Genomic DNA, 23507 nt, shown 5'->3' on the forward strand with positions numbered 1-23507 from the left:
TGACGCGGTTGAGGGAAGGTGATCTGATGGCCTGGCGCTGTAGCTTGACCGGTGCACGTCCGAACGTGGCGAACACCGTCTCTCACTCCAACATCAAGACGAAGTCGCTGCAGCTACCCAATTTGCGCAACAAGCGCTTGTGGCTCGAGTCGCAGCAGCGCTTCGTGCGCGTCCGCCTCTCGGCGCGGGCGCTGCGTACCGTCACCCGGCAGGGCCTCGATCGCTTCTTGGCCGAGCAGGGGCTGCGTCTCGGCGACGTTACCTAAGCAGCGCTAAGCAGCGCTAAGCACCCGCTAAGCACCCAGACCCCCCCGTCGTCGCGCCGATCAGCAGAGCTCAGCCTGGGCGCAGCCGGCGGAGCTGGCGTGCCAGCCTCAGCTCGTTGACCTTCTGGCCGAGCGTAGCATCCCGAAGCAGGCGGCGAGCCAGCGCGGCGCTGCCCAGCCCGACGTGTGCGGCGACCGCGCGAACCGAACACTCGCAGGCCACGAAGAGGTCGAGCAACGCCGCGATGGCGGAGGCGTAGCCGGCACTGCGGGGCCCCGGCGGTGGTGCGGCGGCCAGCCAGGTCGACAACGCTGCGGGTGGGCGATAGTCGGCAAGCGCGACCGGGGCGCGCCATTCGAGCGCCAGCCGCAGCCGCAGCGCCCGCAACGCCATACGCCGATTCTCGTGCTGAGACCGCGTCCGCGTCGCCTCGGCCGCCAGCCCCGTCGGGCGGTGGTGTAGGCGCACCGCGCTGCTGGTCTTGTTGCGCTTCTGACCACCTGGTCCGGAGCCGCGAAAGGTCTGAAGCTCGCACTGTGCGAGCAGGGCCGCGTCGCTGAGCGCGAGAAAGGCCGCCGCCGGCAGGGCGAGATCGCTCATCAGGGAAGCATCGCCGATGCGCCCGAAGGCCCGCAACCCGGCCCCGCGACGCCCGCCCCGCGGACGGGTCGCGGCGCGCCCGCCCCCGAGAGTTGACCCCTTCACCGCCGGTCCGGCATGGTCGCTGCTGGGATGATGCGACTGCTCCTCCGCGCCCTGCGATTGCTCCTGGTGCTCTTGCTGGCGCTTGGCGCCGCCCTGACCTGTTGGCTGCGCTTTGCCCCCGACGATCTGCTGCGCCGCGCCCTCGTCGTTGTCGCCCGTCGGGCGCTCGCGCTTCCCGCGCTCGACCTCGAGGCGCTGGAGCTGCACCTCGGTCTCCGCGGCGCGATCAGACTGCGTGGTCTGGTGGTTGGCCCGCCGCGTGGCTTCACGCTGTCGACGCTGACCCTCGAGCGCCTGACGCTGCGCTACGACCTGCGGGGCCTGCCCCGGGGCGTGATCATCATCAGCCGCTTCGAGGTCGAGCGCCCGGTCGTGCGCCTGGAGCGGCGGGGCGAGCGCGCGAGCTGGCTGGCCTTGGCGGGGGCTGCGGCGCCGGCGCCCGTCGCAGCGCCAGCCGAGCCTGCACCCACGGCAGCGTCGCCGGTGCCGGCGGGTCTCGACCTGCGCCTGCGAGCGGCGCGGCTGCACGGCATCGCGATCTACTTCGATGACGGCGCCCGGCGCTTGGTGCTCGATGGGTTAGAGCTGCGCGCGCGGGCGCGGCTGGTCGGTGGTGGGGGGCAGGCACGCGTGGTGGTGGCGCTCGCCCCACCGTCGACGCAGCGCAGCAGCGTGGGTCTGGCGCTGCGCGCGCCGGTGGCGCTGCGCGCGACGCTCGACACCCGCTTGCGCGCGGTGCTCGACGTTGAGGCCATCGCGCCGCTGCGGGCGGCGTTGAGCGCGCGCCTCGACCTGCGCACCGAGACGCTCGCGGCGCCCTGGGCCCTGCCCCCGACCGCGCTGGCGCTGCGCTGCGATGCCGAGGCCGACCAACGCAAGGGCCAGGCTCGCTTGCGCCGCTTGACCCTGGATCTCAACGGCGCGCGCCTCTTGCAGCTCAAGGGGAGGGCAGAGGGTCTCAATCGTCTGACGCGCGTGCGGGCGGAGCTCTCACGGCTCCTGCTGCCCTTGGCGGCGCTCCTGCCCTATGCGCGGCTCCTCCAGCCTGGGCTGCGCGCGACGGGCACCGTGGCTGCCAACGCGCTCCGCGCCGAGTTCTCCCTGCCCTCGGGCGGGCAAGCGCGGCTCAAGACGCTGAAGGGTACCGTCTCATTGGACGCCGTGGGTGGCGCCTTGCCGACGGCGGGGGTGGCGCTGCGTGGGCTCGATGGCCGGCTCGACTTCGACGTCGCGCCCGGCCGTGCGGCGCTGACGCGGCGCAGCGGGCTGAAGGGCTCGATCGCCCATGATGGCGCCGCCCGGCTGCGGCTCAGCTGGCGCGAGCTGCGCGCCGGTCCTGCCGCCGTCGGCGATCTCACGCTGAAGCTGCGGGGTGGCTTCGACCTGCAAGACCTGCGGCCGACCGCCTTCGACGCCGACGCCGAGCTGCGCATCGGCTCCCTGCGGCAGCAACACCCGCGCTTCGGCTTGCTGCAGACCAGCGCGCGCCTGAGCGCCCACCTCAGCGGCCAGGCGGAGGAGCGGCGGGCGGAGCTCTCCGCCCTGCGCCTCCAAGTGGGGCGGCACCTGCGCGTCGCTCTTTCGGCCTCGACCCGCGATTGGGCCGCAGCCGCGGGTGAGGCGCGCCTGGAGCTCGAGCCCTTGGCGCTGGCTGGCCTCTGGCAGGAGCTTCCCGGCCCGTTGCGCCAGACCCTGCCGCTGCGCGACCTCGGCGGGGAGGTAACGCTGACCGCCACCCTCCGCGGGGCGCGCCCCGCGGCCGGCACCTCGCCCCTGCGCCTGCCGCTGGAGCTGAGGGCGCGGCTTGGCTTGCGCGAGGTGCGCCTCGCCCAGCGCGCGTCGGGTACCGAGCCGGCTGCCGATCGGGCAGGGGACGCGGCGCTGAGCCTCGCCGGCCTGAGCGGCGAGGTCAACGCCGCCAGCGCGCGCGGCCACGCGAAGCTCGACGGCCGCCTGGCCGTGGCCAGCCTCCAGCAGCCTGGCCGTGGGCTGCGGCTCCGTGGGCTCGCGCTGCCCTTCGCCCTGACCTTGTCCCCGCGGGCCATCAACGCCGAGGCGCAGCTGGCCGTCGGACGTCTCGAGCAGCGGCAGGCCGGGGCGACCCTGCGCCAGCGTGAGCTGGCGCTGACTGCGCGCGCCAGCGCTGCGCTGCCGCTCGAGCAGCTCCTGGCGGGCCGCACGGTGGCGCTGCGCCGCGCCAGCCTGGCCCTGACCTTGGCGGCCGCCCAAACGGCCGCCACCCAGCAGGGCGTCGACCTCGTCCTCGATCGCCTGCGGGGTCGCCTCGACGCCGAGCTCGATCCGCGCCGGGCCGCCGCGCCGCTGCGCTGGGAGGCAGGACTGGACCTGGGCGCGCTGCGCGAGCGTGTGCAGGGTGCGCGCCTCGCTGCCCTGGCGCTCAAGCTGCGCGGGGTAGCCGGCGGTTGGCGGGCGCGCCTGCCAATCTCCGTCGTCACGCCCGCCGAGCTTTGGGGAGGGCTGGAGGGCGAGCTCACCCTCGGCCGCTTGGCGCATGGTGCGCTGCTGCACCCGCTGGTGGCGACGCGGCTCGGGTTGGCGGCACGACTGGTCTCGCAGGGGCCCTTCGAGCTGCAGCGGCTCGAGCTTGCGCTGCCTACGCTCGGCCTGAGCGCCGCCGCGTCGGGCACCCTCGAGCGACCGTGGGAGCTCCTCGCTGCCGGCGGCCGCTACGCGGAGCTCCCAGGCTTCGACCTGAGGCTGCGCGGCGACCTCAGCAACCCCAGCGCGAGCGAGTTCGCCGCCGCCCGCGCGTTACACCATGGGCTGCGAAGTGCCGGTGCGCTCGGATTGCAGCTCCACCTGCGGGCCATCGATCCCACCCGCTTGCAGGTCGAGGGATGGCTCCGCGCGCGCCGCTTCAGCCTCTGGCTCGACGGTCCACCCCAGGCGATCGCCGCGGCCGGGCCGCAGGGCGCCGGCTGGCTACGCTCGCGGCTGCACCTCGCTGGCCTCGACGCGGAGGTGCCCCTATCGCAGGTGCTCGTGCTCCGCGCGGGCGAGGGCCTTCCCACCCTGGCCCTGCCGCCGGCGCGGCACTCGACCTTCGAGCAGACCGAGGTCGGCGCGGCCTACCGTCTCGTGCGGCCCTTCATCGGTGGGCGCTCGAACCTCTCGTTCGACGCCTTTACGCTGCGCAGTCAGCTCGTCGACGCCCCCCAGGGCCAGGCGCGCATCCGCTCGCAGAGCGAGCTGCGCCTCGGCCGGACCGTCCTCGACCTGGCGTTGCGCGACGGCACGCTCTGGCTCAACCATCTGGCGTTACAGGCTCTCGGCGGGGACCTGGTAGGCGACCTCCAGCTCCAGCTCCTGCGCTTGCAGCCGCTCGACCTCCGGCTGCGCGCCGACGCGCGCCTGACCAACGTCGACCTCGCCCGCCTCGACGCGCTCGCGGCGCGGCGCGGACGCCCCAACCCCCTCTCGGCGCTCGTCGCCCTGCAATACCAGCTCTCGAGCCAGGGCCTCTCCGGCCAGTTGCTCCTCGATGACCTCTCGCTCGCCACGCTCGATAGCTTGCTCGCCTATCTCGACCCGCACGGCCTCGACCCTTCCGTGCAGGCCAATCGTCGCCTGCTCAACGCCTGGTATACGCGCTGGACGCGGCCTCAGGTGCAGCGCGTGGCGGTCTGGATGGCACACAGTCAGCTCAACCTCGACATTCGGCTCGGCGCGATCTGGCCGCTCGGCGCGGTGCTGCGGCGCGCGCTGCATGGCGTGCGGGTGCGCCGCATGTCGCTGCGGCCCTTCCTGCCGCCGGGCGACGATCCTCCGCCCGCCAGCCCGCCGCTGGCGCCCGCGCGACCCCGCTCGGGTCATTGGGAGCGGCCCACGGGTCTCACCGTCGAGTAGGCCGCGCTGGGGTAGGCTGTCCCCGCCAGCGCTGGCGCCGGCAGCCAACAGCGGGCCGGGCCTGCAGGTATTGCCCAGCTATTCTAGGTCGGCACGGGCTACGATCCGATAGGCATGCTGCTTGCAAGGTTTGCGGACGTGTCACCCTCTGCATCACCACGCTCCCGCTTCGCCCCGCGCTCCCCGCGGACCCCACGGGGGGCGCGCCGCGGCTACAGCGCCACGCCGGGCTCCCTGTTGCTGCTTTGCTTGCTGGCCGGCTGCGCCGCGGACACCTCGCCGGAGCGAGCGGCTAGCCTCGCTCAGGCGATCGCCAACGGCAGCGCCGACGCGGGCCATCCGAGCGTGGGGGCCTTGCGGACGCCCGCTGGTGCGTTATGCACCGCCACCCTGGTCGGCCGGCGCACGCTCCTTAGCGCCGCGCATTGCGTGCAGCTCTTCGGCCGCGAGGCGGCGGCCTTTCAACTGGGGCGAGGGTCCTACGCGGTGGTCGCCGCGACGATGCATCCCGACTTCGACTTCGCGACCGGCGCCAACGACCTCGCGGTCCTGACGCTGGATCGGGCGCCCGCCGAGGCTCCCCTGGCGGTGTCGAGCCAGCCGCCCTCGCTCTTCGACCAGGTCGTGCTGGTGGGTTTCGGGCGCACCGAGGAGAGCGCGATCGATTCGCAGGGGATCAAGCGCCAGGCGACCAACCGCGTGCTCTGGAAGACCGCGACCACCTTCGGCTACTTCACCACCTGGGGCGGATCGGGGACGATCTGCCCCGGGGATTCGGGCGGGCCGGCGCTGCTCCATCTCGCCGACCGTGACGTCGTCGTCGGCGTGCACTCGACCTACGGGATCGACACCGCGCTGACGCGGGACCTCGGCATTCTGCGCTCCTGCAGCACGGCTGGCTTCGACGTGCGCACCGACGCCTATCTCCCCTGGATCAGGCAGGTCGCGGGGGGCGACGTGGGCATCGACGAGGCCGTACCCGCGCCTCCGGCGGAGGAGCAGGCCAGCGTCGGCACGAGCGCTGGCGCCGCGCTCGGTTCAGCAACAACTGCGGCGCGCGCGCCCGTGAGGATCGTCGCACCGGCGAGCGGCAGCGTCGTGGCTGGCGGGCGGGTCCAGGTGCAGGTCTGGATCGACGACGCCTTCGCCGCGACCCGCGCGGAGCTGCTGGTCAACGGCGCGGCGGCGCAGGCGCTGAACGCGCCCCCCTTCGCCTTTCCGGCGACGCTGGCTCCCGGCAGGGCCACCCTCGAGGTGCGCGCCTTCGGTCCCGACGGTCGCGTCTCCTCGGCGGTGGTGCAGGTCGAGGTCGTGGGCGCGATTGGCGCGCCTGCGGCGGCCGTCGCGGCGGCGAGCGCCGGCATCGGCGGGCCCGTCAACGTCGCCGGCTCGCCGGCCGAGGAGGGCGGCTGCGCCCTCGGTGGGGCGCCACCGCTGCGCCTGAGCGAGGCCTTGCTGGCGTTGCTCTGGCTCGCGGGACTGCGGCTGCGCGCGCTGGCGGCGCGATCGCATCGCCGCAAGGCCGCTTGACCGCACCCCCCGCTCCTGCCGGGTCCGCGCCCCGCGGCCCCGCTGCCGGCTGGCCACGACCCGCGCGCTCGTGATACCTAGACGCGATGGACTCAGACACGAGGTTGGCGCGAATCAGCGGCGCGACGCCGCGGGTGGGCCCCAAGGCGCTGGCGGTGCCCGATCTGCGCCGGTTGCGGGTCAGCATCCGCTCCAAGCTGATCTTGCTGAGCACGCTCTTGCTGGCCGCGGCGATCAGCCTCTTCGGCGCCGTCAACGCCCATCAGACGCGGCTCAACATCGACCGCTACTCGGAGCGCCTGCGGCGCACGATCACCGAGGCGCTGCACCAGGCCGGTCGCGCCCAGCTCTCGCTGCTGGGCACCGCAGCGCGCATCGCGATCGTGCAGAGCGACTACGGCTCGCTAACGACGATGGTGGCCGACGTGCAACGGCAGGACGCGCGGATCACGCACGTCTCGATTCGCGGCCCCGATCAGCGCGTGCTGGCCGAGGTCGGCGGCGCGCTGCCCTCGCCGCTGCTCGCCACGCTTGCTGGCCTGAAGGGGCCGACGACGCATAGCGCGCTGCCGGTGGGCGGTCAGCGCTCGATGGTCTTCGTCACGCCGATCACCTACAAGGACCGCGCGGAGCCGCTGGGCAGCGTCGTGATCGCCTTCACGCTCCGCTCGCTCGAGGCCGAGTTGGCGAAGGCCGAGGAGACCAAGAGTCAGGTCGCCGCGGCGAATCTGCGCAACATCATCCTCGTCGGCCTGGTCGCCGTGCTGATGGGCACGCTGCTGACGATCGTGCAGGGCATGCGCATCTCGCGCCCGATCCGGGCGCTGGCGACCCAGGCCAAGCACATCGCCGACGGTGATTTCAGCGGCCGCGTGCAGATTCCCGGGCACGATGAGATCGGCCAGCTCGGCGACATGATCAATCACATGTCGGGGCAGATCGTCACGCTGATGCAGGGCGCGCAGCAGAAGGCGGCGCTCGAGCGTGAGTTCGAGATCGCCAACTCGATCCAGAACTCGCTCGTCCCGCAAGCGGACACCGTCGCGCTGCGCGGCATCGAGCTGGCAGGCTTCTTCCGCTCGGCCTCGCAATGCGGCGGTGACTGGTGGGGCTACTACGATCTCGGTCGCCAGCAATCGCTGCTGGTGATCGGCGACGTGACGGGCCACGGGGTGCCCGCCGCGATGATCACGGCCTTGGTCAAGGGCGCCGCGAGCACGATGGTCTCGGTGGCCGACGGTAGGTTCGACCTCCAGGCCTTCATGCAACGGCTCAACGCCGTGGTCTACGAGGCCGGCGGCCGCCAGTTCTTCATGACCTTCTTCGCGGCGCTCTACGACGCTGAGCGCCACGAGATCGCCTTCGCCAACGCCGGCCACACCAGCCCCTACGTCGTCGCCGCCCAGGGCGGTGAGCTGACGCCGCTGCTCGCCCGTGGGACCTGGCTCGGCTACTACCCGACCCAGGAGTTCGAGCTCAACCATGCGCCGGTGAAGCGCGGCGATCTCATCGTTTGCTACACCGATGGCATCGTCGAGCTGGAGAACGCCAAGGGCGCGGTCTACGGCGATTCGCGCTTTCGTCGCCTGGTCAAGAAGCACGCCCGCTTGCCGCTCTCGTCGCTGAAGGAGCAGATCGTCGGCGATGTCTACGGCTTCGCCGACGGTGAGCCCCAGCAGGACGACATCACGCTCTTGGTGGCCCGTATCACCACTTGAGGGCGGTGCCGCCGCTTTCGGGGCCCCGCACCAATCACTCCTCGGCCGCAGGCCCCGCAGAAAAAATTGCTCCAGGCGTAGGCTGCCCGCTATAGTCCCGAGGACTTTTTGTCCAGCAGTAACAGAACGCGTGTTCCGCGGGCTCGGGGTCACCCCCTATGGGGCGACGACGGCATGGCCGTGGAGTCGGTGCGCAGTGGTCTAGTCCGCCGGCAGGCGGGGGAAAGGTGTAGCATGAGACTCGCGAGTACCTGGTTCGCTCGGCGGTTCGCTTCGCGCCTCGTTCGGCGCTTCGCTGGTTTGGGCCTCGCTGCCGGGCTGAGCCTGGCGCTAGCCGCTGGCTGCAGTGACAGCGGCACGGGCACCAAGGACGCCGGCGTCGACCGTGCGGACGGCGGCGTGGCCACGAAGAAGATCACCATCGGCATGACCGAGCAGCTCACCTCGCTCGACCCGGCGCTGGCCTACCAGACGGGGGCCTTCGAGCTGCTGATGAACATCAACCAGACGCTCTACGTCTGGGATGCGGCGAAGCTCGACCACGTGCCCGGCTTGGCCGTCGGCGAGCCCGAGGTCGCCACGCAGCCGACGCCCGATCCCGAGGACGGCGATGCCACCGAGCAGACGTGGACCGTCACCTTGCGCGAGGGCCTGACCTTCGCCGACGGTACGCCCTTCAACGCCGATGCCGTCAAGTACAGCATCGACCGCGTCGCCTCCCTCAACCTCGAGGACTCGGGGGCCTCGCTCGTCACGGGCAACGTCACGCGCGTGGACAAGGTCAGCGAGTACAAGGTGCGCTTCGCGCTCGCGTCGCCGAACGCGTACTTCAAGGCTCTGCTGGCGACCCAGCCCTTCACGCCGGTGAACCGCTCGATGTACCCGGTCGCGCGGGCGCTCAATACGCCCTTCACCGTCGAGGCGCAGACGCCCGACGCCAAGCCGACCGATGGCAAGTCGTGGAACGAGCTCTACTTCGACCAGAACCTCTTCGTGCCGGCCAACCTGCTCGGTCTCGGGCCCTACACGCTGGAGACCATCAGCTTCGACGACACGAAGGATCCGGCCAAGGGTGACTATGGCCACTATACGGAGATCACTCTGCTCGCCAACCCGAAGTACGACGGTGGGCCGAACGGCGTGACCGCCCGCACCGAGCGCATCGTGCTCAAGTACTTCCAGAATAACGCCGCGCTGGAGCAGGCGCTGAAGGACGGCACGGTGCAGGTCGCCTGGAACACGCTCTCGTCGGCCTTCGTCGAGTCGCTCGCGGCCGACAGCGCCAACTACAGCGTCTTCGACTCGGATGGCCTGATCACCGAGGTGCTCTTCCTGAACCTGCGCGTTCCGCCCTTCGGCGTCGCGCCGACCGCGACCGCCGAGGAGAAGGCCAAGGCGCTGAAGATCCGCAAGGCGATCGCGCTTTCGGTCGACCGCCCGGCGATCGTCAGCTCGATCTTCGGCCTCGCCGGCAAGCCACTCTACTCGATGGTTCCGCAGGGCCTGTGGTCCTACTCCGAGTCGTTCAAGACGGAGTTCAATCCGGCGCCGCCCAACCTCAACGAGACCAAGCGCCTGCTGACGGAGGCCGGCTACAGCGAGAGCAACAAGCTCAGCTTCGGGATCTCGTTCAGCAGCGATTACCCCGAGAACGCACCGATGACCGATAAGATCAAGGCGGACCTCGAGTCGACCGGCATCGTCAGCGTGACGAAGCATGACGTCGGTGGCTTCGACGGCTACGCGACCACCCTGCTCGGGACTGGGGCCGACGGCAAGAAGAACCATGACCTTGAGGCCTTCTGGCTCGGGTGGGCCGCCGACTTCGGTGATCCGGATAACTTCCTCTACTCCTTTGGGCATTCGAGCCAGGATCTGGTTGGCAGCTCGCTCTACAGCGCGGAGCCCGAGAAGGCCGCGCAGATGGACACCCTGCTCGACGAGGCGAAGACCGATCAGAGCTACCAGGTTCGCCTCGAGAAGTACAAAGCGGTGCAGAAGCTCTGGGCCGAGACGATCTCCTCGATCCCGGTGGCCCAGCGCAGCAAGCAGGCGGTGGCGCGCAAGGGCTTCACCCTGACGCCCGCGGGTCCCACGACCCTGATGAACTACGCGACGGTCGCGGCGGTCTCCGCGAAGTAGCCGCGCCTCTCCGATCGCCGACGATCGGGGCCACCGTACGCTGCGGTCGGCGACGGTCGTCGGCGCGCCACCAGCCGGGGGGCGGCCCTTCTTGCAAAGTCTCCCCTACCTCCTCGCCGCGGCGGTCACCACCACGCTCGCCGCGGCAGCCTCCTCCGCGAATTTTCACCTTCGGCGGCGCTGGCCGGCCGCGGCCGCAGCCACGAGCGGTCCGGCTCGCCCGCTCCGCACGCGCCGGCGCACCATTGCCCCCCTGCTCGCGGCCCTGTGCTGGATCGTGCTGCTGCCCGCGCCGAGGTCCGCGTGGGCCCAGGACCTCGAGGATCTCGGCGTGCTGCCGGCCGACGACAGCGGCGAGGTCGGCCTGGGCAGCCTCCTCGATGTCATCGACGTCGTCGTGACGGCGACGAAGAAGGAGCAGTCGGTCGAGCAGGCGCCCTCGATCGTCAGCGTGATCAAGGCGGGCGAGTTGCGCGAGAACGGTTATCGCTCGTTGGCCGATGCCCTGCGGCAGGTGCCGGGTATCTACGTCCGCGACGACCTGATTCATCCCAACATCGCGATGCGCGGGATCGACGCCGGCCTGCGCGCCTGGAGCCGCAGCATCAAGGTGATGATCAACGGTCAGCCGATCGCCTACCGGGGCGACACGGCGAACTGGCTCGGCCCAGAGTTGCTGCCGATGGAGGCGGTCTCACGCGTCGAGGTCGTGCGCGGACCGAGCTCCACGCTCTATGGCGCCAACGCCTTCCTCGGCGTCGTCAACGTGATCACCCGCAGCGGCTACCGACGGAACTGGGCCACCGCTACCGTCGAGTCGGGCGTCGCCGCGGCGGCCTGCGCCGACGTCAACCGCCGTGCGCGCGCTGGGGAGCAGGTGACCGACCTCTGCGCCACGGCGAAGACGCCGCTCAATCCCTCCCTCACCAGCAACCTGGCGATCGGCCACCACCTCGAGCTGACCCGCCGCACGACGCTCGATTTCCTCGCCAGTGCGGCAGTCGGCTATGCCGATCGCTCAGGGCTGATGCTGCCGTCGACCTCGCCGCATTTCGCGACCTCGGGGCCGCGCTACTTCGATGGCAGCGCGGAGAGCGTCAGCTCGAAGGACGATCGCGATCTCTGGGGCAGCGCCTTCGGCCAACTGAGCCTGACCAACGAGAGCTGGGGAACGCTGCGCCTCGAGGGCCACTACAACGAGTTCGCGCGCAACGGCGAATTCACCGATTGGGGCGTGCTGACCCACGAGAACCGCGTGGGTATGCGCAACTGGTACGTCCGACTGGGCCATGACCGGCGCCTACGCGTCTTGCCGCTGACCTACCGCCTGCAGGTCAGCCTCGCCGGTGGGGGCCATACGGGGGCGAACCACCTGCAGATCGCCCAAGGCAATCCCTTCTGGGTAGAGAAGGTCGGCGGCTATCTTGGCTACGACCTCAACGGCGAGGTGACCTTCGACCTGACGCCGGCGCTGACGCTGATCGCCGGGACGACCCTGACGCAGGACTTCCACGACCTCCCCTCGATCTACAGCGTCGAGGGCGGCGCCGCCGGAGCGGCTTCAGTGAAGCTGCCCTCCTACGTGCTCGGCGACGTGGACTTCGTCAACTTCGCCGCCTTCGGTCAGGTCCTCTGGACGCCCGTCGAGTCGCTCTCCTTGATCGCGGGGACCAGCTTCGAGCAACACAACGTCTACGGGCGCTGCACCTTCAGCTCCTGTCCCGGCTTGAACGCGCGGCTCGGCGCCTCCTATTCGCTGATTCGGCGCAGCGAGCTCTCGCTCTACAGCAAGCTGCTCTACGGCAGCTCGTTCAAGGCGCCGCCGGCGGAGTTGCTCTACGGCACGCCCTACGTGCTCTCGGGGATCAGCGGCAATCTGCGGCTCGATCCCGAGGTCGCGCACACCTTCGAGGCCGCGCTGGGCAGCGGGATTCTGCTCTTCGAGCGTGAGCTGCGCCTCGACGTGCTGGTCAATGGCTTCCTCAACCTCGTCAACGGCAAGGTCGAGTACGTCCAGGCGGGGAACTTCACGCGCGCCGAGAACTCCTCCGACCTGCGGACGATCGGCGTCGAGTCGGGCCTGCGCGCCCGGCTGCGCGAGCAGCTCAGCGCCTATCTCAACTTCTCCTGGCAGCAGACCGCCACCCGCGCTTGCTTGCTCGCCGACGTCTCGCTCTGCCAGCGCCAGGCGGAGATGAATCCACTCTATCCGACGACCCTGCTCAGCTTCGGCGCCGCCTATCGACTGCCGGCGCTGAAGCTGCGGGCCTCCCTCTACGGCGCGTACGTCGCCCGGCGCTGGGCTTCGCAGGCCAATCGCGCGGAGAACGTGCCCTTCGCGGGCGGCGGGGGCTTCGACAGCAAGGCCTACCGCTTGCCTTCGTATCTGCTGCTCAACCTCGTCTTGTCGACCCCCAGTCTGAGCTGGGGTCCGCTGCGGCGCACGGCTTTCTCGGTCGGCGCCTACAATCTGCTCAACAGCGGCCTGGTCGAGCCCGGCTTTGGCGGCATCGATACGCCGGGCTTGGGGCTGACGGCGCTGGCCTCGGTGCGCCAGCGCTTCTGAGGGTTGCGCCGTGGCTCTGTTATAGCCGTCGCTCTGTTATAGTTGGCGTGGGTGGCATCGCCGATGGGTCAAGTATCAAAGATAGTCGAGCCCCTGCTGCGTGGCTTCACCGACGCCGCCGTCGTGGTCAATCGCGAGGGGCGGATCGTCTTCCACAATCCCCCATTCGCGGCGATGACCGGGCTCAGCCGGCGCGCGCTGGCTCAGCGGTTGAGCGCGGGGACGGACGTCTTCACCCTGCTCGGCGCGCCCACCCAGGTCGATCGCGAGGCGATCGCGCGCTGCTTCGAGAGCAACCGCGTCTTTCGCCTGGCCGAGATCGCCGTCGAAAGCGCCGACGCTCAGCAGTACATCGTCTGGCTCTCGGTCAGCCCGGTCACCGACGAACAGGGCGGCGTCGTCGCGGCGATCGCGCAGTATCGCGACGTCAGCGCCGAGGCGCGGATGCAGACCCGTTTCCGCGAGCTGCTCGCGCTTTCCCATGCGCGCGCCGAGGATCTCGAGCGCCTGGTCGAGGTGCGGACCCGCGAGCTTCACGCCGCCTTCGAAGAGGTCCAGCGCCTCTCGCGGACCGATCCGCTGACGGGTCTGCTCAATCGACGCGCCTTCGGTGAGGCGGCGATCGCCGGGCTGACCGCCGCCGAACGCCATCAGCGCTCCGCGGCCCTGCTGATGTGCGACCTCGACAACTTCAAGCGGGTCAACGACCAGCACGGCCACGGTATCGGCGATCTGGTCTTGACGACCTGTGCCCAGGTCTTGCGGCGCTCCTTTCGCAGCATCGACTCCGAGGGGCGCTTCGGCGGTGAGGAGTTCGTCGCCTTCCTCAGCGATACGACGCTGGAGGGCGCCTTGGAGGCGGCCCGGCGCTTCAGGGTCGCCCTCGAGGCCACGCCGATTCAGGACGGTGAGACGGTGCTGCCGCTGGTGCAGACGGTCAGCATCGGTGTCGCCGTCTACCCCCAGCACGGCAGCAACCTGGATGAGCTGGTCGGCGCGGCCGATCGGGCCCTCTACGCCGCCAAACGGATGGGCCGCAATCGGGTCGTGCTGGCGGGCACGCAGGGGCCGACGGTCGAGGCCGGCGTGCCGATCAGGACGCCGACGCCGACGCCGCCCGACGGGCGCGGGCTCCGTCCCCGCCGACCCACGCCCGCGGAGGCCCTCCCGCGCGCGCTGGCGGTCGAGCGCGTCCTGATCGTCGAGTCCGACCCGGGGCGCCAGCAGCGCTACCGTGAGGTGCTGCTCGACGGCTTCGAGGTGACCCAGGTCGGCGGCCTGGCCGAGGCGCTCGAGCTCTGTCGCCGCGACCAGTACGGTATCTGCGTGGCCGATATGGAGCAGGGCGACGACAGCGGCCTCTTCGTCCTCGGCGAGCTGATGCGTCAGCAGCCGGGCGCCGTGCGTGTGCTGATCGTCGAGAGCCAGCAACCCTTCGAGCAGCTGCTGGGCACGAACCTGGCGATGTTGGATTACGTGCTGCTGCGGCGCGACCTGCACCATCTGCCCTCGGCGATCGAGAGCTGCCGCGCGCGGCGTGACTCCTACCGCACGCATCCGCTGGCGCGCGGACCGCAGCCTTCACGCTGGTTGGCCCAGGCCCAGGAGATGGCGCGCATCGTCAGCGAGAAGCGCTTCAGCGTGGCCTATCAGCCGATCGTGCATGCCGCGGACTCGTCGCTCTTTGCGCACGAGGTGCTCTGCCGGGTGGCGCCGGGATCGACGGTGGGTCTCGTCGATCTCTTCGATTGGGCGCTGCGCGAGGGCGAGATCTGGAACCTCGGACGGGAGATCCGTCACAAGGCCGCGCATCGGCTCGACGAACGCCCGGACGCGCTGCTCTTCTTCAATCTCCACCCAGCGGAGCTGCTCGATCCAGAGCTGACCAACCGCGAGACGGAGCTCGATCGGCACGCGCAACGCGTCGTCTTCGAGATCACCGAGCGGGCCGCGATCGGCGACTTCACCCGGATGCGCACGGCGATGCGGCGGCTGCGCCAGCGGGGCTTTCGCTTCGCGATCGACGATCTCGGCGCGGGCTATGCCGGGCTCAACTCAGTGGCGATGCTCAGCCCCGATTTCATCAAGGTCGATATGACGATCATCCGTGATATCGACCGCATGCCGATCAAGGCGCGCCTGCTCCGGCGGATGGTCGAGTTCGCCGATGAGGAGGGGGTCAAGATCGTGGCCGAGGGCGTCGAGACCGAGGCGGAGCGTGCGCGGGTCTGCGAGGTCGGTTGCCACCTGATCCAGGGCTTCCTGATCGGGATGCCGCTGGAGGAGGGGCCGGAGGCGGTCCTGGCGCCGGTGCCGGCGCTGGCAGAGGACGACGCGACCAAGAAGGGGTGAGCGGCCCTAGAGCGTGATCGCCACCGACTCCTTCTGGCCCTCGCTATTCTTGAAGACCACCTGCCCGTTCTCTACCGACCAGAACGAAAAGCTGCAGTTGATCGGGTCGCCGTTGAGGTCGAGCTCGAGCGCCAGCGAGCTCGCGCCCTCGTAGTTGAGCCCGCGCCCGGCCGCCAGCGCTGCCATCGCCTTGGCCCACTCGCCCGGTAGAATCGTGAGGTCGTCGCCGCCGTTCTTGTTGGTGACGTCGAGCAGCGCTTCCGTCAGCCGATCGACGTTCCAGCTGCCGCCCTGCTTGTCGAGGCCCTGCGGACGATCGCGAAGCACCTGCGCCAGCGCGAGGGCGAAGGCGAAGGTCGCGTCGTAGGCGTTGGCCGTGTAGATGCCGGGCTCGACCCCGTCGCCTGCGCTGCAGTCGCCGTCGGGCCGTTCGCAGCGGCAGTCGGGTGCATGGGCGCGACAGAAGGCCTCCGTGAAGATGCTCGCCCCGCGGCCGACGCCGTTGCCGCCGGGGAAGACGCCGTTGACCGGCTGCTCCTCGAGCTGCTTGACCGTCGTCGGGTCGAGGCTGGAGAGGAAGTAGTTCGACATCAGAGCGTCGGTCAGCAGCAGGGGCGTGGTGGCGTGTTTGCGCGCCCATTCGGTCAGCGCGATCCTGCCATCGGCGCCGTAGGCGAGCACGAGCAAGAAGTCCGGCGCTTGGCCGGTGCGCTCGCGGACGTCGGTGAAGGCGCGGTCGATCGTCGCGTTGACGTCCGTCACGCTGCTGGTCTCGTAGTAGTGCGGGCGCACGACGTAGTCGACGCCGGCCGCCTGGAAGCGCTGCTGGAACTCCGCGAAGATCGCGGGCGTATTGATGTCGCGCACGCCGACCGCGGCGCCGACGCGAAAGCCGAGGGCGAGGGCCTTGTCGGCGAGGATGCGGCCCTCGAGATGCGACGAACAGACGGTGCGGTAGAAGAGGTTGTATTGCGCGTCGAGCAGGCCGACGAACTCGCGCGAGGATGCGGCCGGGGAGATGATCGGAATCCGCTGGCCATAGGTCAGGTTGTTGCGAGCGAGCTCGACCAGCAGCCGCTTGCTGACATTGTCGGAGGCGTCACCGAGGATCCCGACGACGTCGCGGTTCTGCTGGTAATAGAACCGCACCTCGGCCAGCCCCGCTTCCTCATCGCTGTGGCTGTCGGCCGTGATCAAGTGCAGGGGCCGCCCGAGGAGGCCGCCATTGGCGTTGATCTCGTTGGCCGCGAAGCGCATGGCATGCTCGAGCGCCGGGCCCATGAAGCTGAGGCTGCCGGTGATCGGGTTGGCGGCGAGCACCTTGACCGCCCCCTCGGGCAGCGGAGGCGTCGGCGGGGCCGTCTCGCAGGCTGCCAGCGCAAGCAGCAACGTGAGCGCGGCCCGTGCGGCGGGCGGCCGGAGCTCCACCAGCGCCCGTCGCGCCCGTCGTCGGCCTCGCGTGGGGCGGTCGCGGTTCATCAGCCGCCTTAATAGGAGAGGAAGTAGAAGTAGCGCGCCGGCAGCTCGTCGAGCGCCATCGTTTCACCGCACTCGCCGCAGGCCGGCGTTGGCAGCTTGGGCGTGTTGCCCTCGATCGCCACCTCCGTCGACAGCTCGTGGCCGCAGGCCTCGCAGTAGTAGGGCGCGATCACGGACTCGACCTGCGCGGTGCCGCGGAAGTTGTCGATCATGTTGAGCTGCGCCACGATCGCCGCCGAGCAGCGAAAGAGGTGGTGTGGTCCCTTGGGGTTCGTGGCCTCGACGAAGCGGAGCCATTCGCGGACCCCCGTGGAGTTGATGCGCGTCACACCCGAGAGATCGAAGCGCACGGGCCCCTTGATGTCCGGCACCAGGTCATCCAAGCCCGCGTCTTCACCGACGATGCCCTCGACCACGCAGGTCGGCAGCTCTACGCCGTCGACGAAGCGCCAGGTCAGGTTGCGTTTGGCCTGCATCGCGCGTCACTCGCCTTTCTTGGGTCGCTTGGTGCGGAAGTAGCACAGCGATCGCGAAGTCCCCGGATTCTCGCCCGCCGCCGGCTTGGGCGGCCGTCCCAGCCGAATCAGCCCGATCACCTCGGTGCGCACGCCCGGGTCGACGTTGATCACGAACGAGGAGACCGAATTGAAGGCCATGTAGAGCCCCAGGCCGGCGCCGCCCGTGTTCTTCGACACCTGCTGATCATTGCGGCGAAAGCACTTGCGGATGTAGCGCACGGCCAGATCTTGATCGAGGCGGCCGAAGTTATCGGCGACGCTGACGCCGAAGAGGTTGCCATCGCTGCCGTAGCGGACGGTGACATGCTCGTTGGCAGCCAGCGTCACCGGCTGAGCTCGTGATTTGTCGGCGTAGCGCGGCTGACCCCCGGCATCGACCGGCGCGTCCCAGACCGCGTTGGTGCAGAGCTCGTCGACCAGCAGCCCGAGGCTCGAGAGCTCGCGTTCGGGCATTCCGGCGCGCGCCGCATCCTCGCAGGCAGACTGCACGATCCCCTCGGCCTCCGACGACGCGCGGATCTCCTGCTCGCGTATCGCCGCGCCCCAGCCCATGTACTTCTCGAGGCCGAAGATGTCGCCGGTGAAGAGCTTCGCGACCGTCGTCACCAGCTCGCGGGTGGCTACCGGGTCGTTGGCGTCCGGCACCGCGACGAAGCTGCTGACGATCATGCTCGACATCGGCAGGTCCATGATGTCTTCGGCATAGCGCTCGAACGCCGGCCGGTCGGTGAGCAGGACGACCTCGATGCGCGGATTGAGCTTGACCGCCTGCTGGGCCAGCGGCGCGTTCTCCCAGTCGACGACCAGGACATCGAGCGCCGTGCTGAGCAGCGCTTGCGTGCTCTGCTCACCGGTCGGGGGCGCGGCGCAGCTTGCACCCGTGGCGGCGATGGCGCGGGCCGTGAGCCGGCGGGACTTGGGCGAACTCTGCAGCACCAAGACCGATTTCTCACCTGGCTTTAGCATGCTCTTCTCTGTTCTCTCGGAGGTCTTTGAAGCTGGTGGCGAGGGCCAAAGGCGCCGACGCCGGTCAGAGCCGCCGCGCCGCCCGTCCCGCCTTCGCAAGGGCACCGAAACGCGACCCCGGGACGCGCCGGAGGCGCGCTCGCGCTCGCTCGCCGTCGAGCACCTGCTGCCAACTCAGGAACCAAAAACATAGTCCTGTAGCGCGATGATCGCGTCAAGTTTGGGGTACTGGCCGCCGCGCCGCCGACAGGCCTTGAAGAAATCGTGGGCCTTCTCGGGTTGGCCGGTGTTCTGCTCGTGGGCCGCCAGATTGCAAAGCGCTAGCGGGACGAGCTCGGTCAGCGCCTCGAGCGCCTTCAGCGCGGCGCCGGTCTGACCCTGCTGATAGCTGGCGATCGCGAGGTTATGCTTGAGGGCCGGTGGCGCCGTGGGTTGTAGGCGGCTGGCGTCCGCCAGCAGGCGCATCGCGGTGGCGCCGCCCCGGTGTTGGCCCAGCTCGAGGTAGGCGGCCTGCTGCAAGGCCGCGGCCCCGGTCTGGCGCGGCAGTCGATCCTCGGGCGGCTGCACCAGCGGGGCCAGCTCCACGAGCTTGCGGCCGCCTTCGACCTTCCGCGCGGGATCCGTGGCCTGGCAGTCGAGCAGGGCGGCCAGCAGCGCGCCTCCGGCGCCGCGCAGCGGCTCGAGCAGTGCCTGGCCCATCACGGCGCCGTGGCTCGCGATCAGCGCCCGCGCCTCCGGCAGCCGGCGCGCTTGCAGCGCGGCGAAGAAAGCCCGTCCGAGCAGCGCTGCGCGCTCGCCTTCCGGCAGCGCGCCGCTCTCGGCCACGGCGCGCTCGACCCGCGGCCAGGCCTGCGCGGACTTCTTCTGGGCCAAGAGCTTGACCCCCGAAATCAGGGCGAGGCGCACTCGGTTGCGGCGCAGGAGCAGCGCGGCTGGCGTCTCCGCCGGGCCGAGCTCGACGCGCGCCAGGCGCGCCGCGGCGTTGACGAGGTCGCCGGCGCGGGCCAGCGCGACGGCCGCTTCCTGCTGCACCAGTGCATCGATCGCCGGGTTGCCGGCCGTGGCGAGCTTGCTGTACTCGCCGTAGAGCTTGAGGGCGTTTGCTGGCCGTCCGAGGGCGAGCTCGGCGCGGCCCGCGAGCCAGAGGGCGCGGCGATTGCGCCGGTCGCGTCGCAGCGCGGCGAGCGCGTGCTTGAGCGCGGGCTCGGCCGCCCCGCGCCGGAGCTGGAGCAGGGCCAGGTCCTCGTCCAGAACACTCCAGCCGCCGTAGGAGGGGAGGCCCTGCAGGCGCTCCAGGCGGCTGATCGCCAGCACCAGCTCGCCGACGCCGGCGTCCTGGCGCGCTTGAATCAGCCAGACGTGCGCGAGCTCGCGCTCCATCGCGCGGGCCCGCGGCAGGGCCATGAACGCACGCTCGAGGAGCGGCGCAGCCCGCTCGAAGCTCCCCATCGACTTGAAGGCGACGCCGACCACGAAGTGGTCGTCGGGATCGAGCTCGCTGCGGCCCAGCAGCCGCTCCGCATAGGTCCGCGCGGCGGGCTTGTCGCCGGCGCGAAGCGCGGAGCGAATCGCGAGCCGGAGCAGCGCGTGCGGCGCGGCGGCGTCTTGCAGCGCTGGGGCCAGGCGCGCCAGGCTCTCGCGGTAGCGCCCATGCGCAAAGTGCAGCTCGGCCAGGGCGAGACCGACCTCGGCGGGATCCCCGCCGAGTCGCCGCGCGAGGTCATAGCTGGCCAGTGCGCGTTCGTCGCGGTGCAACGCCCGCAGCGCGCGGCCCCGGACCAACGCCGCCCGCGTGAGCTGGCGGAGCAGCGGGCGGTCGGGGTAGCGCACGCGCCCACTGAGCTGCGCGTCGACGCGCTCCCGCTGGCCGGCCAGGTAGCCGTCGAGGGTGGCTACCGCCAGCGCCTTCTGCCCGGCGCAGAGCTGCGCCTCGCCGAGCTCGACCCGGTAGGCGCGGCTGCTGCGGTTCAGCTCCTCGTAGGTCTTGAGCGCGCGCCGGCAGTCACCGCGGCGCAGCTCCAGCTCGGCGCGGAGGGCCGCGATCTGGCGGTTCTTCGGTGCCTGCTTGGTCAGCCGCGCCAGCTGGGTCGCGGCTGCACGCAGGTTGCGCTGCCTGAGCAGCGCGACCGCGTAACGCAGCCGCAACGGCAGCTCAAGCGCGCCGAGTCCCTGGGGCGCCGCGAGCGACTGGCGCAGGGTCTGCGCGGCCAGCGTCCAGTTGCCGTCGTAGAGCAGGCATTCGGCAGCAAGGAATTGCACCGCGCCCCGCTTCTTGATGTAGGGCTCGACTTGCTTGAACTTGGCCAGGCCCGTACGCGTGTCGCCGATCCAGCAGTAGTAGACCCCGAGGTAGGCCTCGAGCTGCGGATCGCGGGGATTATGCTCGAGCCCGCGCTGCAAGAGCGCGGCCGTTTCGGGCAGCCGGCGGCGCTTGAGCAGCAGCGCGGCGTACTTCTTGATTGCGTCGACGTTCTTCGGCCAATCGCTGATCGCCTTCTTCAGCTGCTCCTCGGCGTCGTGCTCACGGCCCTTGCGAAAGAGCTCTACGGCGCGCGCGAGGCGTCGATTCGATTCCTCCTCGGCATACTGCGAGCGCTGGGCAAGCGCGGTCGGCGCCCACCCCAGCAGGCTGGTGAGGAGGGCGGCCAGGCCAAGCTGCAGCGCCAGCGCGCAGCGCCCGCGGCCCCGCGCTGAGGCGGCGCATTGCATGGTGCAGCTCATGGCGGGCGCACCGCCACGAAGAGATCCGACAGCGCGAACTCAGGCAGCTCGAAGTCTACCGTGTGGGGTGCGAGCCACTGAGCCTGGCGCAGCGGGACGGTCTCCGGGACCATCGGCAGCAGGGGAAGGCGCTGGCGCCGCCGGTTGGCCGCGAAGCCCTGATAGGTCCGTAGGTCGCCCGTGACAAAGCCGGCGGCCAGCCGCTTGCCGCCCTTGAAGCTCAACACGGCCTGCGTCAGGGACGCGACCAGCTCGGGCGCAAGATCGGAGGAGAGCAGCACGACCCCGGCGGGGGGCACGCGCAAGGTCTTGGGCAGCAGCGGCACGAGCCCCTTCGTGTCCACCGGCGCCAGGACGGCGACGGCCGCGCCGACGCGAACGGCCTCGACCGCCGAGAAGAGACCGGGTGAGCTCACGACCTTGAAGAGCTTCCGCGGGTTGGCATTGCCCTCGAGCAGCCCGAACTCGACGAAGTCGGCGACGGCTGGGCTGACGTTGGGGAGCTGGAGCACCTGGCCGCTGACGGCGCGAAGGCTCGTTTCCTTGGCCGCCATCAAGGACCAACGGCTGCTCTCCGCCGGTCCGCTGTCGGCCACGGCCAGCAGCTTGACCACCCCCGACATCGACGACAGGTGGAAGCCGCCGATCAGCGCGAGCTGGACGCGGTTGGCCCGCAGGTCGGCGGCGAGGTCGCGCGGCACCTTGTAGCTGCGGCCGACGACGGGCTGGCCGAGCGCCGTCGCGAGGTGGCGCGCCAGCCGATCGACCTCGTCGAACTGCTCATAGGGCGTGAGGCCGAGCTCGGGCGCGAAGAGGCCGATTCCGAGCTTGATCGCCCGGCCCTCGGCCGGCAGCGCACTCGACACGACTGCCGCGAAGACGAGCCAGCGCCCGAGGGCATGGACGACGGACACGACGACCTCCGGTCGGCGCGCGACGGCACCAGGCCCCGGCAGCGGCTAGCAGCCGAGGCGCGGGATGGGCGACAGCGCGCGGCGAAACGGGGCGGAATGTAGCACGCTCGGTCAGGGCAACGAAGGAATGCGCCCACCGCGGGTAAAGCCGCAAACCCTTGGATGGCCTGGGGCGGGGGCGAGGCGCAGGGCGACGAAAGGCGGGGCCGGTCGTGGCTTCGAGGGGGCACGGCGGGGGGCCAGCGGACGACGGCTTGACGGATCGGGGCTGGGGGCGGACACAATCGCGCCATGCTCGACATCAAGTTGATTCGTGAAACACCGGAGCTCGTGCGCCACTCGCTGGAGCGGCGCAACCTGCATGCGGCTCTGCCCGACCTCGAACGCCTGATCGCCATCGACGCCGACTGGCGCGCGCAGCAGGGCCGCTGTGACGAGCTGCGCGCCCGTCGCAACGAGGTGTCCCAGTCGATCCAGCGGCTCGGCGCCGGCGAGCGCCAGCGAGCGATCGACGAGATGCGTCAGCTCAAGGACGCCCTGGCGCGCCTGGAGGCGCAGGTCGACGCGCTCCACGCGCAACGCGATACGCTCTTGCGCGCGCTGCCGAACCTGATCGCCCCCGAGGTTCCGGCTGGGCTCAGCGACGCCGACAACGTCGAGATCGCTCGCTGGGGCGAGCCGCGCGCGCTGGGGTTCGCGCCGCGCGACCATCTCGCCCTCGGCGAGCTGACCGACACGATCGACTTCGAGCGCGGCGCCAAGCTCGCGGGCAGCGGCTTCTATTACCTCAAGCGCGAGGCGGCGCTCCTCGAGCAGGCCCTCTGCGCCTTTGCCGCGGCGAGCCTGATGCCCGCCGGCTTCGTGCCGATCAGCACGCCGGACCTGGCGCGTGCGCGCGTGCTCGAGGGCATCGGCTTCGCACCCAATGGTCCCGAGCAGCAGATCTATACGGTCGACGATGGTGACCTCTGCCTGATCGCCACCGCGGAGATCACCGTCGGCGCCTATCACGCCGAGGAGGTGCTCGAGGCGGCCCAGCTTCCGCTGCGCTACCTCGGCTTCTCGCACTGCTTTCGCCGGGAGGCGGGTGCGCACGGCCGCGAGTCGCGTGGGCTCTATCGCGTGCATCAGTTCACCAAGGCCGAGATGTTCGTGCTCTGCACGCCCGAGCAGGCGGAGCAGGAGCACGCGATGATTCGCGCGCTCGAGGAGCAGCTGCTGCAGGCCCTCGCGATCCCCTATCGCGTGGTCGACGTCTGTGCCGGCGATCTCGGCGCCCCCGCCGCCAAGAAGTACGATCTGGAGGCCTGGATGCCTGGCCGTGGCTGCTATGGCGAGGTGACCTCGTGCAGCAATTGCACCGACTTCCAGTCGCGGCGGCTGAACATCCGCTGGCGCCCCGACCCGCAAAGCAGCCCGCGCTTCGTTCACATGCTCAACGGGACGGCGCTGGCGGTCAGCCGTACGCTGCTGGCGATCTACGAGAACTACCAACAGGCTGATGGCTCGGTCGAGATTCCGAGCGCGCTGCGACCCTGGCTCGGTGGCCTCAGCGTCATTCCCGCGCGCGCCTAGGAGCCCGGCGATCGATCGCGAACCGAACGCGGCGCGGAGGTGCGGTCTGCGCGCCGGCGTCGTGTTGCTTGCTCTGGTCGGCCCGGAATTGCACAATGGCGGGCCGACAAGCCATCCCGGGAGCGCGAGCTTGGAGGGCGCAGCCCTGCTCCTGCCGGCTCCTAGGCACCTGGCTCGACTTGCCGGA

At 70.5% G+C, this 23507-nt stretch carries 14 protein-coding genes; 8 read left to right on the plus strand and 6 right to left on the minus strand.

The annotated features are described in order from the left end of the window. Positions 1 to 26 precede the first annotated feature (26 nt). Positions 27 to 266 carry a 50S ribosomal protein L28 gene (rpmB, locus tag IPL40_08530; protein ID MBK8481207.1) on the plus strand — a complete coding sequence of 80 codons (240 nt, stop codon included), beginning with the start codon at positions 27 to 29 and terminating at the stop codon, positions 264 to 266. 70 nt (positions 267 to 336) lie between these two features. On the opposite strand, the gene IPL40_08535 is transcribed toward rpmB, so the two are convergent. Beyond that, positions 337 to 867, minus strand: coding sequence for a peptide chain release factor-like protein (locus IPL40_08535; GenBank protein ID MBK8481208.1), 531 nt, complete (start codon positions 865 to 867; stop codon positions 337 to 339). 135 nt (positions 868 to 1002) lie between these two features. Between IPL40_08535 and IPL40_08540 the strand changes: the two genes are divergently transcribed. The 6 genes from IPL40_08540 to IPL40_08565 all read left to right on the plus strand — a co-directional run bounded on the left by IPL40_08540 (position 1003) and on the right by IPL40_08565 (position 15147). Beyond that, the gene (locus IPL40_08540) at positions 1003 to 4839 is read left to right on the plus strand and encodes a hypothetical protein (protein MBK8481209.1); all 3837 of its coding nucleotides are present in this window, start codon (positions 1003 to 1005) and stop codon (positions 4837 to 4839) included. 237 nt (positions 4840 to 5076) lie between these two features. Next, positions 5077 to 6369, plus strand: a complete 1293-nt coding sequence (locus IPL40_08545) for a trypsin-like serine protease (GenBank protein ID MBK8481210.1) — start codon at positions 5077 to 5079, stop codon at positions 6367 to 6369. 86 nt (positions 6370 to 6455) lie between these two features. Beyond that, on the plus strand, positions 6456 to 8087 hold the full coding sequence (locus IPL40_08550) for a SpoIIE family protein phosphatase (GenBank protein MBK8481211.1): 1632 nt from the start codon (positions 6456 to 6458) through the stop codon (positions 8085 to 8087). A gap of 234 nt (positions 8088 to 8321) precedes the next feature. Continuing rightward, positions 8322 to 10229 (plus strand): hypothetical protein, encoded by a 1908-nt coding sequence (locus IPL40_08555; protein MBK8481212.1) that lies wholly within the window; start codon positions 8322 to 8324, stop codon positions 10227 to 10229. Between the two features lie 91 nt (positions 10230 to 10320). After that, the gene (locus IPL40_08560; protein ID MBK8481213.1) at positions 10321 to 12795 is read left to right on the plus strand and encodes a TonB-dependent receptor; all 2475 of its coding nucleotides are present in this window, start codon (positions 10321 to 10323) and stop codon (positions 12793 to 12795) included. Between the two features lie 63 nt (positions 12796 to 12858). Next, entirely contained in the window at positions 12859 to 15147 is a 2289-nt protein-coding gene (locus tag IPL40_08565; GenBank protein MBK8481214.1) for a diguanylate cyclase, read from the plus strand. Positions 15148 to 15153: 6 nt separating this feature from the next. On the opposite strand, the gene IPL40_08570 is transcribed toward IPL40_08565, so the two are convergent. From IPL40_08570 to IPL40_08590, 5 genes are all read right to left on the minus strand, one after another. Then, positions 15154 to 16626, minus strand: a complete 1473-nt coding sequence (locus IPL40_08570) for an ABC transporter substrate-binding protein (protein MBK8481215.1) — start codon at positions 16624 to 16626, stop codon at positions 15154 to 15156. Between the two features lie 8 nt (positions 16627 to 16634). Then, on the minus strand, positions 16635 to 17102 hold the full coding sequence (locus IPL40_08575; protein MBK8481216.1) for a hypothetical protein: 468 nt from the start codon (positions 17100 to 17102) through the stop codon (positions 16635 to 16637). 6 nt (positions 17103 to 17108) lie between these two features. After that, positions 17109 to 18110 carry a hypothetical protein gene (locus IPL40_08580; GenBank protein ID MBK8481217.1) on the minus strand — a complete coding sequence of 334 codons (1002 nt, stop codon included), beginning with the start codon at positions 18108 to 18110 and terminating at the stop codon, positions 17109 to 17111. A 174-nt stretch (positions 18111 to 18284) separates the two neighbouring features. Further along, positions 18285 to 20831 carry a hypothetical protein gene (locus IPL40_08585; protein ID MBK8481218.1) on the minus strand — a complete coding sequence of 849 codons (2547 nt, stop codon included), beginning with the start codon at positions 20829 to 20831 and terminating at the stop codon, positions 18285 to 18287. After that, positions 20828 to 21745, minus strand: coding sequence for a hypothetical protein (locus IPL40_08590; protein ID MBK8481219.1), 918 nt, complete (start codon positions 21743 to 21745; stop codon positions 20828 to 20830). Before IPL40_08590 ends, IPL40_08585 begins: the two co-directional genes overlap by 4 nt. A 291-nt stretch (positions 21746 to 22036) precedes the next feature. Here IPL40_08590 and serS point away from each other — a divergent pair, with 291 nt between their 5' ends. Then, positions 22037 to 23320 (plus strand): serine--tRNA ligase, encoded by a 1284-nt coding sequence (gene serS, locus IPL40_08595; GenBank protein MBK8481220.1) that lies wholly within the window; start codon positions 22037 to 22039, stop codon positions 23318 to 23320. The last annotated feature ends 187 nt before the right edge of the window (positions 23321 to 23507 follow it).

The organism is Pseudomonadota bacterium, assembly GCA_016711215.1.
In the GTDB taxonomy this organism is placed as follows: domain Bacteria; phylum Myxococcota_A; class Polyangia.

Bases quoted from the DNA above. Each gene is read 5' to 3' on its own strand.
- rpmB (MBK8481207.1), top strand. From the start codon at position 27: ATGGCCTGGCGCTGTAGCTTGACCGGTGCACGTCCGAACGTGGCGAAC.
- IPL40_08535 (MBK8481208.1), bottom strand. From the start codon at position 867: ATGAGCGATCTCGCCCTGCCGGCGGCGGCCTTTCTCGCGCTCAGCGAC.
- IPL40_08540 (MBK8481209.1), top strand. From the start codon at position 1,003: ATGCGACTGCTCCTCCGCGCCCTGCGATTGCTCCTGGTGCTCTTGCTG.
- IPL40_08550 (MBK8481211.1), top strand. From the start codon at position 6,456: ATGGACTCAGACACGAGGTTGGCGCGAATCAGCGGCGCGACGCCGCGG.
- IPL40_08555 (MBK8481212.1), top strand. From the start codon at position 8,322: ATGAGACTCGCGAGTACCTGGTTCGCTCGGCGGTTCGCTTCGCGCCTC.
- IPL40_08565 (MBK8481214.1), top strand. From the start codon at position 12,859: ATGGGTCAAGTATCAAAGATAGTCGAGCCCCTGCTGCGTGGCTTCACC.
- IPL40_08570 (MBK8481215.1), bottom strand. From the start codon at position 16,626: ATGAACCGCGACCGCCCCACGCGAGGCCGACGACGGGCGCGACGGGCG.
- IPL40_08575 (MBK8481216.1), bottom strand. From the start codon at position 17,102: ATGCAGGCCAAACGCAACCTGACCTGGCGCTTCGTCGACGGCGTAGAG.
- IPL40_08580 (MBK8481217.1), bottom strand. From the start codon at position 18,110: ATGCTAAAGCCAGGTGAGAAATCGGTCTTGGTGCTGCAGAGTTCGCCC.
- IPL40_08585 (MBK8481218.1), bottom strand. From the start codon at position 20,831: ATGAGCTGCACCATGCAATGCGCCGCCTCAGCGCGGGGCCGCGGGCGC.
- serS (MBK8481220.1), top strand. From the start codon at position 22,037: ATGCTCGACATCAAGTTGATTCGTGAAACACCGGAGCTCGTGCGCCAC.